The 22127-nt window shown below is 65.0% G+C and carries 20 protein-coding genes; 1 reads left to right on the top strand and 19 read right to left on the bottom strand.

Annotated features, from left to right (window positions below; all coding sequences use genetic code 11):
• Position 1: 1 nt before the first annotated feature.
• The 4 genes from RND78_RS16320 to RND78_RS16335 all read right to left on the bottom strand — a co-directional run bounded on the left by RND78_RS16320 (position 2) and on the right by RND78_RS16335 (position 4037).
• Positions 2-439, bottom strand: a complete 438-nt coding sequence (locus RND78_RS16320; RefSeq protein ID WP_059230464.1) for a low molecular weight protein-tyrosine-phosphatase — start codon at positions 437-439, stop codon at positions 2-4.
• 159 nt (positions 440-598) lie between these two features.
• On the bottom strand, positions 599-2008 hold the full coding sequence (locus RND78_RS16325; RefSeq protein WP_312730276.1) for an undecaprenyl-phosphate glucose phosphotransferase: 1410 nt from the start codon (positions 2006-2008) through the stop codon (positions 599-601).
• A gap of 470 nt (positions 2009-2478) precedes the next feature.
• Positions 2479-2691, bottom strand: a complete 213-nt coding sequence (locus RND78_RS16330) for a hypothetical protein (protein ID WP_059230466.1) — start codon at positions 2689-2691, stop codon at positions 2479-2481.
• 137 nt (positions 2692-2828) lie between these two features.
• Positions 2829-4037, bottom strand: a complete 1209-nt coding sequence (locus tag RND78_RS16335) for a methyltransferase (protein ID WP_312730280.1) — start codon at positions 4035-4037, stop codon at positions 2829-2831.
• A gap of 228 nt (positions 4038-4265) precedes the next feature.
• Between RND78_RS16335 and RND78_RS16340 the strand changes: the two genes are divergently transcribed.
• A complete protein-coding gene (locus tag RND78_RS16340; RefSeq protein WP_295464929.1) occupies positions 4266-5129 on the top strand; it encodes an oxaloacetate decarboxylase in 864 nt (287 codons plus the stop codon).
• A gap of 3 nt (positions 5130-5132) precedes the next feature.
• On the opposite strand, the gene RND78_RS16345 is transcribed toward RND78_RS16340, so the two are convergent.
• The 15 genes from RND78_RS16345 to dapF all read right to left on the bottom strand — a co-directional run bounded on the left by RND78_RS16345 (position 5133) and on the right by dapF (position 22124).
• A complete protein-coding gene (locus RND78_RS16345; protein ID WP_312730286.1) occupies positions 5133-6335 on the bottom strand; it encodes a glycosyltransferase family 4 protein in 1203 nt (400 codons plus the stop codon).
• Positions 6336-6380: 45 nt separating this feature from the next.
• Positions 6381-6596, bottom strand: a complete 216-nt coding sequence (locus tag RND78_RS16350) for a hypothetical protein (RefSeq protein ID WP_312730287.1) — start codon at positions 6594-6596, stop codon at positions 6381-6383.
• A 55-nt stretch (positions 6597-6651) separates the two neighbouring features.
• Complete coding sequence (locus RND78_RS16355) at positions 6652-7740, bottom strand: glycosyltransferase family 1 protein (RefSeq protein ID WP_312730289.1); 1089 nt, start codon at positions 7738-7740, stop codon at positions 6652-6654.
• Positions 7741-7769: 29 nt separating this feature from the next.
• Positions 7770-9017: a glycosyltransferase family 4 protein gene (locus RND78_RS16360; protein ID WP_312730291.1), complete on the bottom strand. Its 1248-nt coding sequence runs from the start codon at positions 9015-9017 to the stop codon at positions 7770-7772.
• Positions 9014-10012: a glycosyltransferase gene (locus tag RND78_RS16365; RefSeq protein WP_312730294.1), complete on the bottom strand. Its 999-nt coding sequence runs from the start codon at positions 10010-10012 to the stop codon at positions 9014-9016. Before RND78_RS16365 ends, RND78_RS16360 begins: the two co-directional genes overlap by 4 nt.
• A 34-nt stretch (positions 10013-10046) precedes the next feature.
• The gene (rfaH, locus tag RND78_RS16370) at positions 10047-10565 is read right to left on the bottom strand and encodes a transcription/translation regulatory transformer protein RfaH (RefSeq protein WP_312730295.1); all 519 of its coding nucleotides are present in this window, start codon (positions 10563-10565) and stop codon (positions 10047-10049) included.
• A 48-nt stretch (positions 10566-10613) separates the two neighbouring features.
• Complete coding sequence (locus tag RND78_RS16375) at positions 10614-12827, bottom strand: polysaccharide biosynthesis tyrosine autokinase (RefSeq protein ID WP_312730298.1); 2214 nt, start codon at positions 12825-12827, stop codon at positions 10614-10616.
• 56 nt (positions 12828-12883) lie between these two features.
• Positions 12884-13819, bottom strand: a complete 936-nt coding sequence (locus RND78_RS16380; RefSeq protein ID WP_312730300.1) for a glycosyltransferase — start codon at positions 13817-13819, stop codon at positions 12884-12886.
• Position 13820: 1 nt separating this feature from the next.
• Positions 13821-15356 carry an oligosaccharide flippase family protein gene (locus RND78_RS16385; protein WP_312730303.1) on the bottom strand — a complete coding sequence of 512 codons (1536 nt, stop codon included), beginning with the start codon at positions 15354-15356 and terminating at the stop codon, positions 13821-13823.
• Between the two features lie 19 nt (positions 15357-15375).
• Complete coding sequence (locus RND78_RS16390; RefSeq protein ID WP_312730305.1) at positions 15376-16548, bottom strand: DegT/DnrJ/EryC1/StrS family aminotransferase; 1173 nt, start codon at positions 16546-16548, stop codon at positions 15376-15378.
• Positions 16549-16592: 44 nt separating this feature from the next.
• Positions 16593-17972 carry a pyridine nucleotide-disulfide oxidoreductase gene (locus RND78_RS16395; protein ID WP_312730307.1) on the bottom strand — a complete coding sequence of 460 codons (1380 nt, stop codon included), beginning with the start codon at positions 17970-17972 and terminating at the stop codon, positions 16593-16595.
• 1019 nt (positions 17973-18991) lie between these two features.
• Positions 18992-19702, bottom strand: a complete 711-nt coding sequence (locus RND78_RS16400; protein WP_312730308.1) for an HAD-IA family hydrolase — start codon at positions 19700-19702, stop codon at positions 18992-18994.
• Complete coding sequence (xerC, locus tag RND78_RS16405; protein WP_312730515.1) at positions 19699-20592, bottom strand: tyrosine recombinase XerC; 894 nt, start codon at positions 20590-20592, stop codon at positions 19699-19701. Before xerC ends, RND78_RS16400 begins: the two co-directional genes overlap by 4 nt.
• An 18-nt stretch (positions 20593-20610) precedes the next feature.
• Positions 20611-21297: a DUF484 family protein gene (locus RND78_RS16410; protein ID WP_312730311.1), complete on the bottom strand. Its 687-nt coding sequence runs from the start codon at positions 21295-21297 to the stop codon at positions 20611-20613.
• Positions 21294-22124, bottom strand: a complete 831-nt coding sequence (dapF, locus tag RND78_RS16415; protein ID WP_312730314.1) for a diaminopimelate epimerase — start codon at positions 22122-22124, stop codon at positions 21294-21296. Before dapF ends, RND78_RS16410 begins: the two co-directional genes overlap by 4 nt.
• Positions 22125-22127 lie beyond the last annotated feature (3 nt).

Raw genomic sequence — 22127 nt, forward strand, 5'->3', positions numbered from 1 at the left:
CCTATTTGATGTATGGAAGCCAACTGTTTACACAGCGCGTCAAAAGTATGTGTACATTCTGGAACATCTCTTTAGAAAGGCGATAAGGGTCTGGTACTTCTTGATTGCTCAACCATTTCCCGATCAGAAAAACCTTACCCCTGACTTCAGGAGCAATACTTTCGACGGAGCGTGAGTGAAACTCTTCCATGGTCAAAATCAAATCCGCCTTGCGCAGCATCTCTGCGTCCGCCTGGCGGGCTTGGTGGGTCGTGAATTCGATACCGTTCTCTCGCAGTACCTCCTGTGCAGTCTTCTCGATGCCGTGGCCGACCAACGCTCTGATGCCGGCGGAGCCGACTTCCACGTCACGGCCTTCCAGGGCCTTGGCCAGTAGCGCTTCTGCGACCGGGCTGCGGCATATGTTCCCTTCGCATACAACCAATATCGACTTGATCATTCTTCGAAACCTTTCCTGTCGTCCGGACGACAGGTCGTGGCGGCAGATATTCAAGCAATGCCTGGTCCTCAGGATCGCTTCCTGCCGATGTCATTAAAGTCAGGAGTCCAGGCTCCAGATCGTCGTCCTGAGGGGCGGGTTGATTAAACCCGACCGATCTCAGTATGCGTTCTTATTGATGAAGCCTTTGAACAGCGTAAGGAAGATGATCTTGACGTCCCACCAGAAGGACCAGTGGTGGATATAGTCCAGATCGAACTCGACCCGCTTCTGCATCTTGTCCAGGGTGTCGGTTTCGCCGCGCCAGCCATTGACCTGAGCCCAACCGGTAATGCCGGGCTTCATCTTGTGGCGGAGCATGTAGCCCTGCACCAGCTTGCGGTACTGCTCGTTGTGAGCGACGGCGTGGGGACGGGGACCGACGATGGACATTTCACCGCGGAGTACATTAATGAATTGAGGCAATTCATCCAGAGAAGTACGTCGTAAAAATGCACCGAAGGGGGTGATGCGCGAGTCGTTCTTGGTCGCCTGCGTGACCTTGGCCCCGTTTTCCATCACCTTCATGCTGCGGAATTTCCATACCTCGATCGGCTTGCCGTCCATGCCGTAGCGCTTTTGCTTGAAGAACACCGGGCCGGGCGAGGTGATCTTGATGCCGATGGCGATGGCCAGCATGGGTAGGGAGATCATCGCCAGGATGATGGAGGACAGCACGATGTCCTCGATGCGCTTGACGATGTGGCTGGCGCCATCCATCGGGGTATCGAAGATGCTGATGCTGGGCAGGCCGTCGAGGCTTTCGCTGCGGGCGTGCAGCAGGTGGAACATGAAGATGTCCGGAATGATGTAGACCGACGCGGTGGTGTCGCTCAGCTCCTGCACCAGCCAGTTGATCTTGCTCTGGTCGGCCATGCCCAGGGTGATGTAGACCTTGTCCACCTGGCCGGAGCGCACGTCCTGCATCAGGCGCTCGAGGTCGCCGTTCAGGGTGGGACTGGGCACGCCTTCTTCGCCGGTATCCTGGCTATCGCTGTAGAAACCGGCGATGCGCAGGCCCATCCAGGGCGCCGTGCTGATGGTATGCGCCAGGCGCTGGGCGACCATGCCGTTGCCGGCGATGGCGACGTTGCGGGTATTGATGCCGGCCTTGCGCAGCGAATGCATGACCGAGCGCAGCAGGATGCGGTAGCCGCACAGCGTACCCAGGGTCAGACCGAGCCAGATCTGCATCACGCCGGGCGAGAGATAGGACTGGTCGAAGAAGAAGTAGTCGACCATGAACACGGTGGCAAACGTCAGTACCCAGTAGGTGGCGATCTTGAGCAGTTCGTCAGTGATCCGCTCGCCGCGCCAGGAACCGTAGACGTGGTTCAGCTCGGTGACGAAGTGGAAGATCAGCAAGGACAGGAAGATGACGACCCAATGCTCGGGACGCATGCCGGTCGCCGACGCCCAGGTGCCGGCCACGTAGGCACTGAAGGTGATCACAGCGAGGTCGAGCAGGCGGTGCGCGAGCGAGATTGCCGAGGAGTTCGTATGCAAAATGCCGCGTTCTTTCAAATTCATGGTTCCATCCTTGTGCGTGTACCGATGCACGAACTTTCAACTGGGCGAGCAGCTACCAGCGTCTGAATGTTCACTATGGCGCCCTGGGATCGGCGGCGGACTGCCGATCGCTAAGTGCCATGATGGCTGTAGCGACGTTAGGACTCGGCACTGATTAAGAGGTTCACACGGTAGAAAGACGCGCAGACGCTGTCGAGTTGACCCAAATCGGGGCAATTAGCACGCCATGCGGACGGCGGAGGGGAGGCTAGAGCTGAGAAGAGCGGAGTGCGTCACAGTCCGGATGTGCGGACGACACACTTCCATGGCATCCGCACCGGATGAGTGGCAGCGCCGGACGACTTGGGGCGCGCAAACGTTCCGTCGGCGCCGCAGACAGGATGCAGGATTTGTGGAGTGCGTCACCAAACAATGAGACAGCCCAGCGCGTCGAGGCGGGATGTAGGCCAGTCCCTGGCCTGGGCATCGACTCAGTGACGATGGTGGGACTGGAAGTTGAAACGGGGATCGACGTGGAGGGTAGACAGCTTGGAGTGCCAGGCCGAATTTCTCGAATTGTCCGGTGAGAACAGCAAGAAAGACCAGCTGACGAGGAGGGAAGCGACCGCAAGCCAGGGCAGCTGGGCTTGGGCGAAGGCGAGGCAACCGGCGACGCCGGTCCAAACGGGCAGGTAGTAGCGCATTTTTGTTATTCCTGCTGTTTTGCGAGATTGCAATCTAACTATTGTGCAGACTTTGTGAGAAGTCCATCACCAAAAGGTATTTTTTTCCTTTCGTCGTCCAAATTCCGACAAACGTGCAGGGTAGAGCGGCTGTGGCACTAATAAGGGGCACGCTTTTCCGCCGTCAGCAGCAGATTTCGCGGCGTCAGGCTGGACGGGCAGAAGGTGCCCAGTTGCACCCGGTAACCCCGCTCCTGCAGGAACAGCGCCTGGTCCAGTACCAGCCAGAGTTCCAGCGGACGGCGGAACAGGCCCCTTACCAGCTCGAGATTACGAACTTCCGCGAGGCGTTGGAAGCCCCGGTCCTCCCACTGCGGCCAGTCGATCCCCGCCGGGAGCGTCACGCCCTTGCGGCGGGCCAGTTCCGCACCGAAGGTGGCGAAGGGCTGGCGCAGCCAGTGGCTGGGTAACGGAGGGGTATTGAGGTAGGCATCGCGTCCGCTGAGTTCGCGCTGCAGCAGGTCGAAGCCCAACCGCCGGGCCATCGACAGATCGCGGTCGCGGCGCACGCGCAGGCCGCCGGTCACGGTCTCGCACAGGGCCAGGCGCAGGTCTTCCCGCGCCAGGCGCAGCGCGGTAGTCGCGGCGGCGTGCGACAGCGGACGGTAGACCGGCTCGGCGATGCGGTCGTAGCAGCAGGGCGCCAGGGCCAGTTGCTGGCAGCCGCTGGCCACCGTCACCTGCAGCAGGCGGGTGTGCAGGTCGCCACAGGCATGCAGAGCGACCGGGGTGTCCTGGGCGTCGAGGGTCGCGGCGGCCAGTGGCTGGAGCACGTCGACCTGGCGATGCTGCACCGGCAGCCCGGCGCGACGACTGAGCTGCTCGCCCACCTGCACCAGCGCCGCATCCCATTCCAGGCACAGGGCCGGCCGCTCCGGGCCGGCCAACTGCCGGGCCAGGTGGCCCTTGCCCGCGCACCAGTCGACCCAGCGCTGCACGGGGCGGGTGAAGGCCAGCTTGCGCCCGAAGGCGTCGATCTGCTGCCACTTGCGCCCTGGTACATCGACGTCCTGGCGCCGGGGCGGGTGGTCCTGGGCGACGTCCAGGCATTCGTCGACCTGGCTCAGCTCGCCGGAACGGCGCGCCAGGGTAGCGAAGGGCTCCGGTCCCTCGAGGGTATGGGGGGCGTTGTGGACGGCCTCGGCCTCCGCCAGGCTGCGGGCACGTAGCCAGGCGGCCAGCGCCGGGTGATCCGCTTCCCAGGGCAGTTGCAGCGCCACGAAGGGGCGCGGGCGCCAGAGGTGCTGGTGCTCGGTGAGAAAGGCATCCAGGGCGTGGAAGCGGCTGGCGAAGGCGGTGGTGTGCATGATGGGTCAGGCGGTGACGGCTAAGGCGGCGGTCCGCTATTGTCTCTGCCCTGGCGTACCACGGATATCGAATTTTCCGTCGGCGGCGGCGAGCTCCCGGTGCCGATCTTTTGCGTGACCGAGGGTCTGAAGGATGAATCGATTTATCTGAAAGCCGGACGGGTGATCGTGTGGCGACTACCTGTCGCGCTAACATTGCCTGTCCGGTCATCCCTGAAGGAAATTGTCATGAAGCCAACCTCACCGCATAAGCTGCGCTTAGCGTTCAGAGCCTTGCTTAAATCGGAAAGCTGCTACCACACGGCTTCGGTGTTCGACCCCATGTCGGCGCGGATCGCCAATGATCTCGGTTTCGAGATGGGCATCCTGGGCGGCTCGGTGGCTTCCCTGCAGGTGCTGGCGGCGCCGGATTTCGCGCTGATCACCCTGAGCGAGTTCGTCGAGCAGGCCACTCGCATCGGGCGGGTCGCGCGACTGCCGATCATCGCCGATGCCGACCATGGCTACGGCAACGCCCTCAATGTGATGCGTACCATCACCGAGCTGGAACGCTCCGGGGTCGCGGCCCTGACCATCGAGGACACCGTGCTGCCGGCCGGTTACGGGCGCAAGTCCACCGATCTGGTGAGCGTCGAGGAAGGCATCGGCAAGATCAAGGGTGCCCTGGAAGCCCGTATCGACGAGGCCATGAGCATCTTCGCCCGGACCAACGCCACCGAACTGAGCACCGAGGAGGTGATTGCCCGGACCAAGGCCTACGAAGCGGCCGGTGCGGACGGCATCTGCATGGTCGGCATCCGCGATTTCGACCATCTGGAAGAGATTACCCAGCACCTGAGCGTGCCGGTGATGCTGGTGACCTACGGCAATCCCCAGCTGCGTGACAACGCGCGCCTGGCCAAGGCCGGGGTGCGGGTGGTGGTGAATGGGCATGCCGCCTACTTCGCGGCGATCAAGGCGACCTACGACTGCCTGCGCGAGCAACGGCACATCACGGCGTCGGACCTGTCCGCCTCCGAGCTGTCCACCAAGTACTCGACCCTGCGGGAATATCGCGTCTGGGCGCAGGAATTCATGGACGTGAAGGAATAACGCTCAGGCGGTATTCAACGAACTCGGCTGCAGGCCCTTGCTCGGAAAGGGCGTGACGACAGTATCGAGATCGATATCAGTGGGCAGGTGCAGGGCCGCCACGCGGGCCTCGACGAAGGAGCGCATCTCCTGGCGGAAGCGCTTGACGGCGAAGCGTTCGGCGTTGTGTCGGCAAGCCTGCTGACTGATGGGCGTTTCCAATGCTTCGAACTGGTGCACTGCCGCGCAAAGCGAGTGCAGGGTCTGTTCGGCATAGAACACTCCGGTGGGGTGTTGCGCATCCAGTCCCCGTACGGTTTCCAGCACGCCGCCGCGGCCGAAGGCGATGACCGGCGTGCCGCAGGCCTGGGCTTCGATGGGGGTGATGCCGAAGTCTTCCTCGGCGGCGAAGACGAAGGCCCGCGCCCGGCGCATGTGGTCGAGCAGGACATCGAAATCCTGGTAGCCGAGCAGCGTGACGTTGGGGCCGGCGACTTCCCGGGCCTTCTCGAATTCCGGTCCGGCGCCGATCACCACCAGCTTCTTGTCGGGCATGGCGCTGAAGGCCTCGACGATCATCGGCATGCGCTTGTAGGGCACCATGCGCGAGGCGGTGAGATAGAAGTCTTCCTTGCTGCCGCTGGGGGTGAAGCGACCGATGTCGACCGGGGGATAGATGACCTTGGCGTCGCGGCGATAGGCCTTGCTGATACGCCGGGCGATGAAGTGGGAGTTGGCGACGAAGGCATCCACGCCGGCGGCGGTGCGCTGATCCCAGATGCGTACGTAGTGCAGGATGATGCGCGCCAGCTTGCCCTTGAGGCCGCGATCGAGATTGGCTTCCTTGAGGTACTGGTGCTGCAGGTCCCAGGCGTAGCGGATCGGCGAGTGGACATAGCTGATGTGCAGCTGGTCGGGGCCGGTGAGCACGCCCTTGGCCACGGCGTGGCTGCTGGAGATGATCAGGTCGTAACCCGACAGGTCGAGTTGCTCGATCGCGTGGGGCATGAGCGGCAGGTAGGTCTGGTAGCGCTTCTTGGCCTGGGGTAGCCGCTGGATGAAGGTGGTGGTCGCCTGCTTGCCCTTGAGCTGGGCGCGATCTTCATCCGAGAGGAAGTCGATGACGCTGAACAGGTCGGCCTCCGGCCAGATGTCCAGGAGTTCAGCGAGCACGCGCTCGGCGCCAGCGAAGGTTACCAACCAGTCGTGAACGATGGCGATTTTCATGTCGTCTTCCTTAAGCGAGAAATGAAATCAAATGCTGGAGCTGATTCAGGACGTGCGGGGTGTTCGGGTCACGGCATACCCCCAGGGCAACCGGGTGATCTCGATACCCTCCACGGGGCCGTCGAGTTCGGGCAACTTGATGGAAGTGCTGTGCGGGGGCACGGCTTGGGTGGCGGGTGCCACTGCGCGGGTGGCGGCCGGGGTGTCGCTGGGCACGCCAGGGACGGTCCGGCTGTCCTTGGCGAGGGTGGTCTCTTCCATGAGGGGCTGCTCCCTGGGTTCTGCTGATGCCGTTGATGCGCTCGAAGGGTTGCCGTCAGGCGGCCCTGGCCGCCGCATTAGGGGTCGCGGCCAAGGCCGCATCGAGGAGTTCAGAGACCTTGCCGGCGGAGGTCTTCCAGCTGAAGCGCTGGATGTTGGCCAGCCCCTTGGCCCTCAGGGCCGTCCGTAGCGCAGGGTCGAGCAGCACGGCCCACATCGCCGCGGTGATGCTGGAGACGTCGTGGGGGTCGAAGTAGTGGGCGCTGTCCCGCAGCACTTCCGGCATGGAGGCGGTGTCGGCCGAGATCACCGGGCAGCCGCAGGCCTGGGCTTCCAGGGGCGGGATGCCGAAACCTTCGTAGAGCGACGGGAAGACGAAGGCCGTGGCCTGCCGGTACTGGCGCGCCAGTTCGTCGTCGTCGATCCGGCCGAGCAGCTTCACCCGCGGGTCCTGGGTGGCCAGGGTGGCGAGGTCGGTCTGACCGAACACGGCGTGGCCGTCGCCGACGATGCGCAGTTCGACGGCCAGGTCCCGCGGCAGCGCCGCGAAGGCTTCCAGCAGTCGGGAGAAGTTCTTGTGATAGCTGGGCGAGGACACCGCCAGCAGATAGGGCGTGCCCGTGACCGGCGCCTGGTCGCCCAGGGTGAAGGCCGCGGCGACGGCGTTGGGCACGACGCTGATCGAGTCTTCCGGGTAGCGGTAGAAGCGGGAGATCTCCTGCTTGGAGAAGGCGCTGACGGTGATCAGCGAACTCGCCCGCTTGAGCAGCAGGGGAATCAGGCAGCGGTAGGAGGTGCGGAATTTCCAGGAATAGCTTTCCGGAAAGCGCACGTAGTTGATGTCGTGATGGGTGACGATCTGGTTGGCGTAGCGCAGGGGCGCGGTGCTGCACAGCGAGAGCAGCAGAGGGTTGCCCTGGGTGCGCAGCCAGTTGGGCAGGTCCCATTGCTCCCAGCGCTGGCCCTGGCGGGTGCCGATGATCTCGATGTTCAGCCGCCTGGCCACTTCGGGACGCACCACGCCGGGTGGCGAAACGAAGCGCAGGTCGGTCCTGAGCGCCGCCAGTTCCAGCGAGATGCATTCGGCGAAGCGCTGGACGCCGCGCAGGTCCTGGGTGATGAAGCGGGAGTTGACGATGATCATGATGCGGCCCGTGCCCTAAGCTGGGTGACTCAGTTGGAAAGCTGGGTGTGCGTGACGAGGGACTGCCTGGGCAGGTCCCGCGGCGCTTGGTCCAGTACCCGTTCGAACAGGTGCTGGTAGTCGTCGAGCATGGGTTCCAGGCTCAGCAGCGGCGCCACCGCGCTACGGCTGAGCAGGCTCAGGCGCTGGCGCAGCTCGGCGTCGTCGTGCAGGCGCTGCAGGGCGCGGCCCAACGAGTCGCGATCCGCGGGACTGCACAGCAGGCCGTTCACGCCATCGCGGACGATTTCCGGCAGACCGCCCATGCGCGTCGCGATGACCGGTTTCTGGAAGGCGCAGGCCTCGACGGCGACCATGCCGAAGGGCTCGGCCCACAGCGAGGGCGCGACGAAGACGTCGATGTCGCGGTAGAAGTCCGCAGGCTGCTGGTAGCCGACGAAGCGCACCTTCGCCGGGTCGGCCAGGGCCTTGAGCTGCGCCTCGTAGTCCAGCTGGCCCTTGCCGGCGATGGTCAGGGTGGCGTTGAGCGACAGGCGCTGGAACTGCTCGATCAGCCAGCCGACGCCCTTGTTTTCCGCCAGGGTGCCCATGTAGCCGAAGCGGACGGCCTCGCCCTGGCGGGGGGGCGGCAGGGCGGCGGTACTGCCGGCGATGAGGCTGCCGTTGTGGATGACCTCACGCGGTACGCCCTGGAAGTAGCCCTTGCCGACCAACGTGTCCAGCAGGTAGCGGCTGACCCCGACCACGGCGTCCACCTGGGCGGACAGCTCGGCATGGGGGCGGCGCAGGGCGGAGCAGCTGCTGCACAGCTGCTGGCAGCTCTTGCCCTGCTTGAACAGGGTGTTCTTCGGGCAGAGCAGGTACATGTCGTGCAGCACCTGGACGATGGGCGTGCCGCTGGCGCGGATCTCGTCCCAGGCGGACACCGACCAGCCGGACAGGTTATGGCTCACCACCAGGTCCGGTTTTTCCTGCGCCAGCACCTGGCGCAGGGGCGCGCGCATGGCCGCGTTGTAGCGGTCACGGAAGTGCCAGCCGAAGCGTGCCAGCGACCCAGGGCGCTGCTGGGTCAGGGGCCAGTAGAAGTTCTGCAGGCCGGCGCGATGGACCCGCACGCCATTGACCTGCTCCTGCCTGAGCCCTGGCTCCGGGCCGGTGACCAGCACCGCCACCTCGTGGCCGCGCTGCTGGAAGCCTTCCACGCTGCGCTGCAGGATGAGCTCCGCACCGCCCCCGACATGGGGCGGATAGAAGCTGTTGAGGAAGAGCAGTTTCATAGCGGGTAGCTGCGGTTGATACCCAGCGCGCCGGTCTCGCCGTCCGCGACCGCGCGACGGATCAGGGCCAGGCGCTGGCGGCTCTGCTCGTCGCGGGCGAACAGCTTGAGCAGGGTGTGGAAGACGTAGCGGTTGAGGCGGTACATCGGCCGCGAGCTGGCCCAGACGTTCTTGTCGAACCAGGCCTGGTTACGGGCAGCGTAGTAGGCACGGAAGTCCGACCCGGCCTTGAGGTAGTTCTGGTAGACGTTGCTGGTGTTTTCCTTGATGTTCCACGAGTGCTCGAGTTCTTCGAGCTCCGCCTCGGTGACCATGAACAGCTTCCCGCCGCCCTGGGTGATGCGGTAGGTGTACTCGGTGTCGTCGGAATAGAGCACCAGCTCGCGTAGCGGCAGGCCGATGCGCTCGTAGAGGCTGCGATGGGCGAGCATGCCGCCGTAGGGCGCGAAGGGCAGTTCCACCAGGGCCGCCGGTGCGCCGCCGCGAGGACGACCCCAAGGCGTGCGGCGCCAGATCTTGTAGGGAATACGCGCCACGTGGAAGCCGAAGTAGCTCGAGCGCGGCTGGGTGATCATCCGGGTGGGAATGCACTGGGCGATATCGGCCTGCTGGGTCGGCCGGTAGCCGAGCACGGCGACCTTGTCGTCGCCGTATTGCCGACCGAGCTGGTCGAGTTGCCGATGCAGTATCTCCAGGGCATCGCCCAGGGGCGCGTTGTCGTCGTCCATCATCCAGATGTGACTGGTGTCGCTGGCCAGGGCCGCGTCCAGGGCCTCGGCGTAGCCGTTGGCCGAGCCGGTGTTCTCGCTCAGGGCGATGACCTTGACCTGCCCGGGCCAACGGCTCTCCAGGCTGTCCAGTGGCACGGTTGCCGCGTTGCTGACGACGATGACCTGATGGACGAAGTGCTCGGCCAGGGTCCGGGTGACGAGCTGTTCCAGGTAGCGGAGACGATCACCGTAGGTGACGGTGACGACCGTGGTCTTGGGGTGCATGGGGGATTCCTCCAAAAGGCCTAAATGAACCTGGTCAGGCGTGCAGCCGCTGGTTGGCTGGGGCTGGCGGCGACAGTTGCTCGAGGGCCACGCTGACCCGTTGTTCGCGCTGCAGGATGCGCAGCAGGATGATCGCGCGCTCGTCGCCATCGGGACTGAGGAAGACCGCGTCCATTTCCAGCGCCGGGCTGTAGTGCAACCGCACCGTGGCACCTGGCTGGTGCGCCGGTGTGGGTTCTGCCGGGGCGGCGAGGCGCTGCTGGATGGCGTCGATGATGGCCTGGCTCACCGCGGTCGGCTGGCTGCCGAAGCTGACGATCCGGTTGACCCCGCGGGTCGAGCGGATCGGATACCAGTTGTCGTTGACTTCATCGAGCTGGATGAACAGGTAGCCCGGGAACAACGACTCGCTGGCGGCCGCCCGGCTCCTGGCCGGCACTGCGCGTTGCCGTTGTGGCCGGAAGCAGACGAAGCCCTGGCGTAGCAGATTCTCTTCGGCGCGGCTTTCCTGGTTGGGCTTGGTTTGCACCAGGTACCAGTGGCTGGCGGTCATGGCTGAGTTCCTTCTCTGGGAGTCGGGCGATCGCGGTGGGGCGAGCGATCAGGTACGGGGGCCGTATTCGTAGTAGCCGTAGGCGCCGTCGTCCTCGATGCCCATGGAGGCCTTGCGTTGCACGCCGTTGAGAATGGCGCCCTTGATGCTGATGCCGTTCTGGGCGAAGCGGCGACGGGAGTTCTCCACCGCCTTGAGGGTGCTCTGGCCGAAGCGGGTGACCAGCAGGGTGGTGCCCGCCAGACGACCCACCAGGGCGGCGTCGGTCACCGCCAGGATCGGCGGGGTATCGACGATGACCAGGTCGTAGAGGCCGCCCACCTCGTCCAGCAGGCGGGAGAAGTTGGCGTGCATCAGCAGCTCCGAGGGATTCGGCGCGGCCTGGCCGCAGCCGATGACGTCCAGCTGGGCGACGCCGCTCGGCACGATGGCCTCACGCAGCTTGCTGCGCCCGGTCAGCAGCTCGGACAGGCCCGCCTGGGGGTTCAGGCCGAAGATCCGGTGCAGATAGCCCTTGCGCATGTCGGCATCGATCAGCAGCACGCGCTGGCCCGACTGGGCGACCACCACGGCCAGGTTGCTGGAGACGAAGGACTTGCCCACGCCCGGGGTCGGGCTGGAGATCATGATCACCCGGTTCTTGGCCTCCAGCATGGCGAAGTGCAGGCTGGATCTGAGGCTGCGCAGGGACTCCACCGCCAGGTTGGCCGGCTGCACCACGCTCAGCAGGGTGGGCTCGCCGGTGCGGCCTTTCTTCTTCAGGCGCCGGTTCAGGCGCTCCTGGTCCTTGGTGAAGGGCAGGGTGGAGTAGACCGGCAGGCCGATCTGCTCGACGGCGTCGGGACTCTCGATGCCCTTCTGGAAGGCCTGGCGGACGAAGACCACGATCACCGAGGTGACCAGGCCGAGCAACAGCGCCAGGGCCAGCGCGATCTTGCGGTTGGTCGCCGGCTCGTCGAGGTTGACGTCGGCATTGTCGACCAGCCGCACGTTGCCGATGGTGCCGGCGCGGATGATGTCCTGTTCCTGGGCCTGGTTGAGCAGCAGCTGGTAGGTCTGGTTGGTGACCTTCATGTCCCGGTTCAGCCGCAGCAGTTCCTGCTGGGTGCTGGGCAGGGCTTCCACCTTGCGCTGCAGGCTGCGTTTCTCCACTTCCAGCTGGTCGAGCTGGTTCAGCAGCGTCTTGTAGGTCGGGTGATCGCGGGTGTAGAGGCGATCGTATTCGGCCTGCTTGAGCCTGAGCTGGGAGATGGAGGTGTCCAGGGCGACGATCTTGTCCAGGACGGCCTTGGTCTCCAGGCTGATGTCCACGGAACGGCTGTTGGTCTGGTAGTTGTTGAGGGCCGCCTCGGCGCTCTCCAGGTCCTTGCGTACCCCCGGCAGCTGGCTGCGCAGGAAATCCAGGCGCTGCGCCGCTTCCGCCGAGCTGCGCTCGACGTTCTGCAGCACGTACAGGCGGCTGATCTCGGACAGCACGCCCTTGGCCAGGTCCGGATTCTCGTCGGCCAGGGACAGGTAGATGATCCCCGACTCCTTGCCGGCCTCGCTGGTCTTGATGCGATTCTGGTAGAGCTGCGCGGTGGTGATGACGCGATTGCGGGTCACCTTGAATTCGGTACCGGGGCGGGCGGTCAGGGTCTTGACCTGCATGCGGTAGCCGTTGCCGGCCGCCATCTGGCCGACCTGGCCTTCCAGTACCGGCTGCTTGTCCTTGTCCAGCAGGCGATAGCGGCCATTGCTGCCGGCCACCAGGGTCAGGGGCTCGCCGTACATCTCGTCCGGGACGTCGAACTGGAAGACGTCGATCTTCTCGCCGCCCCAGGCGAAGCGGCGCAGTTGCGGCCAGCTATCGGCCAACTGGCCCGGATGGTCGGCGTCGTAGGTGCGCCACAGGTAGTGACCGATCAGCGGGAAGAAGCGCGGCTTGGCCTCGATGTCCAGGCGCAGGTTCTCCACGGTCTTGGCCAGCACCGCGCGCGACTTCAGCAGCTCGATCTCGGCTACCGCCGGCGAGGCCGAATTCGGCCGTACCACGGTTTCCGCCACCGCCGTGAGGGCATTCTTCTTCGGCTCGATCTGGATCATCGCCCCGGCGACGTACTGCGGGGTGGAGAGCACGGCATAGGCGATGCCCAGGGCCAGGAAGCCCCCGGTGATGCCCGCGATCAGCTTCTTGTGATCGAGAAGCGTGAGCGCCATCGTCTTGAGGTCCAGGTGTTGCTCGTCTTGTTGCTCGAACGAGGATCGCTGCATGGCGGTCATTGGGGGTCCTTCCTCTTGGCTGGATACATCGCAGCAGGAAAATTGCTGGGGTAGGTTCAGTAGGTGATGCGTTTGGGGACGAAGCGCCGGCCGACGTTGAGCAAGAGATTGCTCATCGCTTGCACCAGCGCCTTGAGCTTCTGCTTGGGCGGAATCGACGACAGCGACAGGCCGAGCACCTGGCGCAGGAAGAAGACGTGCAGGTCGCGCTCACCCAACCGGTAGTAGTAGTTGGCCAGGCAATACTGGGTGTGCAGGTCCATCTGCAGGCGCTTCTGGCTGGCGCGCATGGAGAAGATCCCGCCCTCGTGCACCCGGTAGGCGGCGGGACGGATCTCGGCCATGAACTTGCCCTTGCCGTGGGCGCCGAGCAGCGACCACCAGACGATATCCATGAGCGCGGCGGTCTCCAGCTCCGGCGGCAGGCCACGCAGCACGTTGCGGAAGCAGGCGGTCAGGGTGGACAACGGCAGCGCCTGTTTCAGCTCGGTCTGGCTACGGTCGTAGTGATCGCGACCAGCGAAGCGCAGCGGATTGACGATGCCCTGGCTGTTGAAGGCGTAGGAGGCATGGAAGGCCAGCACGTAGTCCCGGTTGTTCTCCAGGAAATCCACCTGCAGCTGCAGCTTGCGCGGATCGGTCCAGTAGTCGTCGCCTTCGCAATAGGCGATGTAGTCGCCCCGCGCCTGCTGGAACACCGGCATGCCATAGGGCTTGCCCTGGGCGTACTGGTTTTCCTGCTGCAGGATCAGGCGGATCAGCCGGGGATAGCGCTGCGCGTACGCCTGGAGAATGTCCCGGGTGCCATCGGTGGAGGCATCGTCGTTGATGACGATCTCGAAGGGGAAGTCGGTCTCCTGGCGGAGGAAGCCATCGATGGCCTCGCCGATGAAGTCGCGGTGATTGAAGGTCAGGCAGACGATGCTGACCAGCGGGCGGCTGTACTCCGCCGGCCAGAGGCTCATGATCGCTGCTTCGGTGCGAACGTCCATGTCAGATTCCTGCTTTGGAGAGGTGGGAGAACAGTCGCGTACGCGTCTGCTTCGGCGAACAGAGCACATAGGCCAGCGCCATCAGCATCAGGGTCAGGCCGCCGCCCAGGGCGAGGGTGGCCAGGATGGCGAAGCGCTCGTGCGGTTGAATTTCTTGGTACAGCAGCTTGCTCAGGCCCACGCCGATGGCGGTCACCACCACGGCCACCAGCAGGTCCTGGTTCCAGTAGCGCTGCAGCGTCGGCGCGAAGCGGCCATGGATGATCGCCGGCCAGATCACGAAGGGGATCAGGCGCATGCAGAACCAGGCCAGGGCGGCGCCGTGGGCGCCGTAGTGCAGCACCACCAGGATCACGATGGGTACCGAGATGGCCGCCGAGACCAGGCTGTACCAGACGTGCAGGCGCAACTTGCCGTAGGCGTACTGCAGGTAGAACTGGAATTGGCTCAGCGCCAGCAGCGCCGCACCCAGGGCGTACCAGAACAGGATCGGCTCGCTCCAGTGGGCGGAGGCCTGGTCGCCGGTCCAGGCGAAGACCAGTGCCTCGCCATGGAAGGCCACCAGGGCCGCCAGTGGCAGCAGGATGGCGAAGGCGAAGCGCGCGGCGTTGCGGTAGAGCCTTTCCAGCTCCAGCGCCTGGCCCTGGGAGACCAGTACCGTCATCCGCGGCAGCAGCGCCTGCACCAGCGGATTGGTGAGGGTAACGATGCCGGTGGAGATCAGCGCCACCAGGCTGAAATAGCCGTACTCGGCCAGCGGCAGCGCCTTGGACAGCACCAGCTTGTCGAGCTGGGTGAGGGCGATCCAGAGGATCGAGGTGAAGGACATGCTCAAGGCGAAGGGCACGATGGGCTTCACCCGTTGCCAGTCGAAGCCGCTCCACCAGGACGGGTTGGGCAGCAGCCGATAGGCCTTCAGCGCATAGACCAGCATCTCGAACACGGCGACGAAGGCCTGGAAGACGAAGAAGTCCAGCGGCTCCTGGGAGATCCACATCACCAGGATCAGCCCGCCGAAGTAGCGCACCGTGGCGATCAGCACGTTGACCAGGTTCAGCCAGCCATGCAGCTCGACGCCCTGCACGCCGCTCTTGTAGAGCGTCGACAGCAGGCGGAAGGCGATCATCAGCCCCATCAGGCCGATGCAGTGCGCCACCGTCTCTTCGGACAGGCCCTGGACGTTCAGCCAATGCCCGGCCATCCAGTTCGAATTCAGCTCGATGGCGACGAAGGCCAGGGTCGCCAGCGGGATGAAAATGAACTCCAGCGAGCGCAGCAACTGACCGCGGGTACGCCCGGCGCCGGTCTGGCCGCGGCCATGGGCGACGTCCCGCACCAGGGAGGCGGAGATGCCGACGTCGAGTAGTTGCAGCCAGGTCTGCAGCACGGCGAAGAAGCCGATCAGGCCATAGGTTTCCGCGCCCAGATGCCCGAGATACAGCGGCTGGATCAGGATGCCGATCAGCAGCGCATAGGCTTGGCCGGCATAGTTGATCAGGGTGTTGCGCAACACCGACGTTTTCGCGGGACTGGTCATGGGAGAGAGCGGACCGGGATCAAGTGAGAGCGGGAGCGGAATCGCCGGGAAAATCCCAGCTCGGCAGCAACTGTGCCGGGGTGATGAGCGCCCGCAGGGATTCCAGGCTGGTCTTGTTCTGCTGCACGGACAGCAGCGTCTCGAGCATCAGGTCCTGGGTGCTCTTGGGCAGGTCCGGATAGATGGGCACGCAGAGGATGCGCTGGCTCAACTTGCGCGAGATCGGCTTGATCACCTGCGGCTGCAGGTAGTCCAGGGTCTCCAGCGACGGATAGAAGTAGCGACGCGGATTGATGCCGACGGCGTTCAGCGCCTGCCGGGTATCCAGCAGCGCCGTTTCGTCGCGCAGGGCCACCGGGAAGTAGCTGTAGTTCAGCTGGCTGCTGTAGGTCGGCCGTTGCAGGTCGAAGGCGCCTTGCAGGCGCGTCTCGTAGTGGCGCCCGATGATGGCGCGGCGGGCCAGGATGTCCTCCAGCTCGTCGAGGATGCACAGCCCCATGGCCGCGGACACCTCGTTGAGCTTGGCATTGATGCCGACGCCCTCAATGCGTTCGGCGTCGACGATGCCGAAGTTGATCATCCGCCGCACGCGCTCGGCGAGCTCGTCGTCCTCGGTGATGATCGCGCCGCCTTCGATGGTGTGGAACAGCTTGGTGGCGTGGAAGCTGACCGTGGTGATGTCGCCCCATTGCAGCACGGAACGGCCTTCGTAGAGGGTGCCGAAGGCGTGGGCGCCGTCGTAGATCACCTTCAGGCCATGGCGCTGGGCGACCTGTTGCAGCCCCTGGACGTCGCAGGGATTGCCGAACACATGGGTGGCGACGATGGCCGAGGTATCGGGCTCGATGACCGCCTCGACATTGGCCGGGTCCAGGTTCCAGGTTTCCGGATGGATGTCGGCGAAGATCGGCCGGATGCGTTCCCAGTGCAGGGTGCTGGTGGTGGCGACGAAGCTGAACGGCGTGGTGATGGCGCTGCCGGTCAGGCCCAGGGCGCGATAGGCGACCTGCAGGGCCAGGGTACCGTTGTTGACCAGGATGATGTTTCTGACGCCCAGATAATCGCACAGGCGCTCTTCGAGCTGGGCGTGCAGAGGGCCTTGATTGGTTATCCAGTTGTTGGCGTAGATCTTGTCGATATACGCCTTGAAGCGTTCCTTGTCGCCCAGGTAGGGCTTGGTCACATTGATCATGATCCGGTACCTGCTTATCGAGTCCTTGATACGTGGCGGTTCGGTCAGGCGTGCTCGACGAGGGCATCGCCCGCCTGCCGGAAGGCACCCCGCGGCTTGTCCAAGCGGTCGAGCACCGATTCAAGGGCCTCGCGACTGGCATCGTTGTGGAATTGCCAGACCCCGTAGATACGGCCGGAAAAGGAGGCTTCGCTGCCCAGGCGCGGGTCCACCGCCAGGCCCGAGCCGAGCCCGAACAGATGCAGTCCCCTGAGGCGCTGGCCGTGCTGGTCCAGCGGGCTGCCGGCCGCGTCGGAATCCAGGCCACCGCGCAGGGTACGCAGGGTCAGGGGACGGCCGTCCTGGTCGCGCAGCTCGGGCACGATGGGCAGGTAGCCCAGGCCCTGGACCAACAGGGCGGCGTCGTCGAACAGCGCCTGGGCCCGGGCGCGCTGCACTTCGCTGCCATCCAGGCGCAGGGTGTTGACCCTGACCGGCGTCCCGCCGATGCACTGCCCGGCGAGGACCTGGCGACCGATCTCGTGGGCGCGGTAGCGCAGGCCGCCCGAGCGGTTGATCCGCTTGGAAATGGGGCAGATGTCCTGCAGCGGATCGAAGTCGTAGCCAGCGGCCAGGGCCTCGGCGGCGGTCTCGTAGAACAGCCGGATCGGCGAGCGATGGACCAGGGTCAGCTCGCGCAGGCCATCGTGGTGCAGCGCGGTGGCCAGGTTGTCCAGCGCGGAGAAGGCGCTGTGGGAACCGCCCACTACACAGATGGGACCACCCTCCTTGAGCCGGGCACGGTAGCGCTGGCGCAGCGCCTCGGGTTGCAGGCGCAGCAGGTTGTCGGAGCTGTCGATCGGCGCGCGCTCGGGCAGTTCGAGTCCCAGCGCCTCGGCGCTCTGGGCGAAGCTGCTGCGCGTTTGCTTGCCACCCAGGTTCAGCACCAGGCTGGAGGTGCGCACCCGGCGGATGGCGCCCGCCTGCTCCAGCCAGACGACGTAGCCCGAGCCTTCGCAGGTGACCTCGGTGATGCGGGTCTGGCGCCAGGTGGGAATGCCGTACTGGCGTTCGAGCCAGGGTAGTACCAGGCCAGCGGCCTGCTGGAAGAGCTGGCCGACGATGGGCAGCGCGGGGGCTTCCTGGGCGTTCAGCTTGAGATGGCGATAGGTGGGGGAGGCGTGCAGCGGGGCCAGGATGGGCGCCAGCAGCGGGTCGCGCAGACAGTCGAGAAAGACGTCGCTCACCGAATTGGCGATGATCTGGTAGTCACCCAGCTTGCCGGCGCCGAGTTCGCTACCGGCATCGACGATGATGGTGCCGGCGCGGGCGAGTTGCTCCACCGCGCCGCGCTTGATGGCATTGAACAGGAAGCCCAGGCCAGCCGGTCCTGCACCACCAATTAGACATCCTAATGTCGCTTCCGACAGATCATTCCTTGCCATCGGGCCATCCTCTGTATGCGCCGGAGAAGGCGCGGGTTGAAGTGTGTTGAAGCAGGTTGTTCAGGTGCCCGGCAGTGATCGAAAGGTGTACTACGAAGATTCGATTTATGAGTGGAGTGGCGCACCGACGGCCGCCGGTCAAAGCAACTTGTGCCGACCAGGCTTAATTCTTCCGCAGCAACTAATTAATTATTCTTGGTCATTGTTCCAGGAGGCGAGCAGCCGCCACTCGATTATTTCGCGGATGATCTTGTGCGGCCGCTTCCATCCTTTCCAAGGGGTACGGGGCAGAACTTCGCGGGCTGAACAGGGCGCGGTGAACGCAGCGGGCGACGGCGTGGCGAGCCCGGGAAAGAACCAGGCTGGCAGCGGTCACGACGGGCCCTTGGGCAGTGTGGGCTGGTGAATCCAGGTCAGGCGACATCCGTGTTCTCCCGCTGTTCGCTGGGGTGGGCAAGCTGGCCCCTTCCCTGTTCATCGTGCACGCATGGCTACCGCACAGGTCGCCGTGGTCAAGTTGGTAGCCCTTGTTTTTCTGGACATGGCTACCGCACGGGTTTGCACCTAGACTTTATGAATCGGGGGGGCTCTAGTTACCGACATCAAGACCTGAAAACCCAAGTTGTCAGGAACTTGAAACGCAATCGGCGAGACGCAAAGGAGGGAGTTTGAAAGCTGTCTTCCCTGACCTGTACGGCAGCAGACTCAGCGCGCAATCCCAGCGCTACCTCGAGTCAGGAGCAATGATTGTCAAAAGGTTTTGGACTGTCAACGCGAGGGCTTGCGGTGGAATTAGTCAGACTAGACGAGGGCGGTTGATTTGTTTCGACAGAATGACCGGGCAAGTGAGGCGTGCTTGGCAAATCCCTACCTGGCTCGGTGTCTTTTAGTGAAGGCCATCGCAAAGGCGCAGCTGTTGGTCGGAATAAGTGTGACGAATATTTTGGCGGTTGGTTAACGGAATTGACCGGGCTCGCGGACGACTGGAAAACCCTCGCCCGCGCGCAGAACGGCAGGACTCAAGCCGTCGTCGTCGCCGACCAGGTGGCGAGCAGGCCTGGCAACTCGCTCAGCGCACGGACTTCCGCATCGGGGTGACCCGCGCCGCGCCAGGGGTGTCCTAGGGGATTGAACCAGACCGCGCGGATACCCGCCGCCTGGGCGCCCTGGACGTCGTCCACCGGGTTGTCGCCCACGTGCACGGTGGCGGCAGCCGGGATACCGGTGAGGCGCAGGGCCTCGCGGAAGGGCGTGGGGTCGGGCTTGCCGACGCCCAGTTGTTCGGCGTTCAGGGCGAAGCGGAAGTAGTCGGCCAGGCCGATGGTGTGCACGTCCGCATTGCCATTGGTGAGCACGCCCAGGGTGTAGCGATCGGCGAGCTGCTCCAGGGTGGGGTGGACGTCTTCGAACAGGGTGACCTGCTGGCGGGCGGCGAGGTAGACCGCGAAGCCGGCCTCGGCCAGCTGTGCCGCCTCGGGCTCGGCGTAGCCGGCATCCAGCAGCGCCTGGTGGATGACCCTTCGGCGCAACTCGCTGACGCGGTGCTTGAGGCCGGCGTCTTGCTGGAGCAGCCGATCGCGGATCGCCCAGAGATGCTCCACGGGAACTCCGCCCAGCTGCGGGGCGTGCTCGGTGAACCAGTCGCGCAGCAAGGCTTCCGCGGAATGGATGACCGGGGCGATTTCCCAGAGGGTATCGTCGAGATCGAAGGTCACGAGGCGAATCGTCATCGGCTGGCCTTGCGCTTGGCGCGGGGATGGGCTTTGTCGTAGACCTCGGCGAGCTGGCCGAAGTCCAGATGGGTGTAGATCTGGGTGGTGGCGATGTCGGCGTGGCCGAGCAGTTCCTGCACGGCGCGCAGGTCGCCTGAGGCGCTGAGCATGTGGCTGGCGAAGCTGTGCCGGAGCATGTGCGGGTGCAGGTGCTGGCCCAGCTCGCGGACACCGGCCTCGCGCACCCTGAGCTGGACTGCGCGGGGTGTCAGCCGCAGGCCGCGCTGGCCGATGAACAGTGCATCGTCACGCGGAGCCGCCTGGTGCCGTACCTTCAGCCAGGTGGCGAGGGCCTCGCGGGCCTTGCTGCCCATGGGCAGTACCCGTTCCTTGTTGCCCTTGCCGCGCACCTGGACCAGCCCTTGGGCCAGGTCCAGGTCGCCCAGGTCCAGGCCGACCAGCTCCGACAGGCGCAGGCCGGAGCTGTAGAAGAGTTCCAGCAGGGCCTGGTCGCGCAGGGCGAGGAAGTCGTCTTCCACGGCGCCGTCGAGCAGCTGCATGGAGCGGTCGACGTCGAGCACCTTGGGCAGGGCCTTCTGCGCCTTGGGCGGCGATAGGCCATGGGCCGGGTCCTGGCTGCAGCAGCCCTCGCGGATCAGGTAGAGATAGAAGCCGCGGCAAGCGGAGAGCAATCGCGCCAGGCTACGACTGGAGGCGCCGGCGCGATGCAGCTGGGCGATCAGGGCGCGCAGCCGACGGCTGTCGAGCGTGCCCCAATCCGCCAGGCCTTCGGCTTCGGCGAAGGCCAGCAGCTTGCGCAGGTCGCGGCGATAGCCGTCGAGGGTATGGGGCGACACCTGCCGCTCCAGGCGCAGGTGATCGAGATAGGCGTCGAGCTGGACCTGCAGCATGCCTCGCTCCTCGGTTCAGCGCACCGTTCGCAGGGGGACGGGAAAGCGTGGCAGCACGCGGGCCAGGACTTCCGCCACGTGGCTCAGGAACAGCGTGCCCAGACTGCTGCGGTAGTGCTGGGGATCGGGGCTGCCGATCGCCAGGACGCCATGCAGGCCCTGGTGGGAGAGGGCGGCCACCGCTGCCGAACCGACCTCTTCCTTGGCCGAATCGCCGAACAGGAAGGCCAGCTCGTGGGCGCGCAGCACGCCGCTGGTGGTCTTCTCGCCGCCCAGCAGGCCACCGATGACCTTCTGTGCCTCGGCTGGCGTAACGCTGCGGCCGACCGGCAGGGGGTGCTCGTGGAACAGGATGAGGCCGACGTAGGGCACCTTGAATTCGTGGCGCAGGCTGTCCTCGACGGTCCCTATCACCTCTTCGAGACTGTTGGCGTCGAGCAGGCCGATGATCAGTCGGCGGGTCTTGTCGAACAGCCGGTCGTTGTCTCGCGCCACGTCCATGAGTTGGGTCAGGCGGTGACGCATCTCGCCGTTGCGCTCGCGCAGCAGGCCAAGCTGACGCTCGACCAGGGAGACCGCGGTGCCGCGCTGATGCGGCACGCGCATTTCCGCCAGCAGCTCTTCGCGGTCGGCGAAGAAGTGCGGGTGATCCAGCAGCCAGTTAGCGACGAGATCGGGAGTGAGTTGGGGCGTATCGCTCATACTCTCACCTGGCCTTCGTAGACGCGGGTGGCCGGACCGGTCATCAGCACCGGCTGGCCCACTCCTTCCCATTCGATGGTCAGCAGACCGCCCGGCAACTCGATGCTGACCGGCGACTTCAGCCAACCCTGGCGGATGCCGGCGACCGCGGCGGCGCAGGCGCCGGTACCGCAGGCACGCGTCTCGCCCACGCCGCGCTCCCACACCCGCAGGCGGGCGCGCTGGGCATCGATGATCTGCAGGAAGCCGATGTTGGCCTTCTGCGGAAAGCGCGGATGGCATTCCAGCTGGGGGCCGAGGGTCTGCACCGGCGCCTGGTCGACGTCGGCGACGCGCAGCACCCCATGGGGGTTGCCCATGGAGACCACCGCCAGTTCGACCGTCTCGCCTGCCACCTGCACGGCATGGCTCAGGGCCTCCGCCTCGGCGACGAAGGGGATCTCGGCGGCCTGCAGGCGCGGGGCGCCCATGTCGACGCGGACCTGGCCGTCACCCTTGAGGTGCAGTTCGATGATGCCGCTCTTGGTCTCGACGCGGATCTGCTTCTTGACCGTCAGGCGCTTGTCGAAGACGAAGCGGGCGAAGCAGCGGGCGCCGTTGCCGCACTGTTCTACCTCGGAGCCATCGGCATTGAAGATGCGATAGCGAAAGTCCACGTCCGGCGTGCTCGGGGTCTCGACGATCAGCAACTGGTCGAAACCGATGCCGGTGTTTCTATCCCCCCACTGGCGGACGTGCTTGGGCTGGATGTGCGCGTGCTGGCTGATCAGGTCGAGGACCATGAAATCGTTGCCCAGCCCGTGCATCTTGGTGAAGCGCAGTTGCATGGA

The organism is Pseudomonas oryzihabitans (assembly GCF_032027545.1).
GTDB classification, from domain to species: Bacteria; Pseudomonadota; Gammaproteobacteria; order Pseudomonadales; family Pseudomonadaceae; genus Chryseomonas; species Chryseomonas oryzihabitans_F.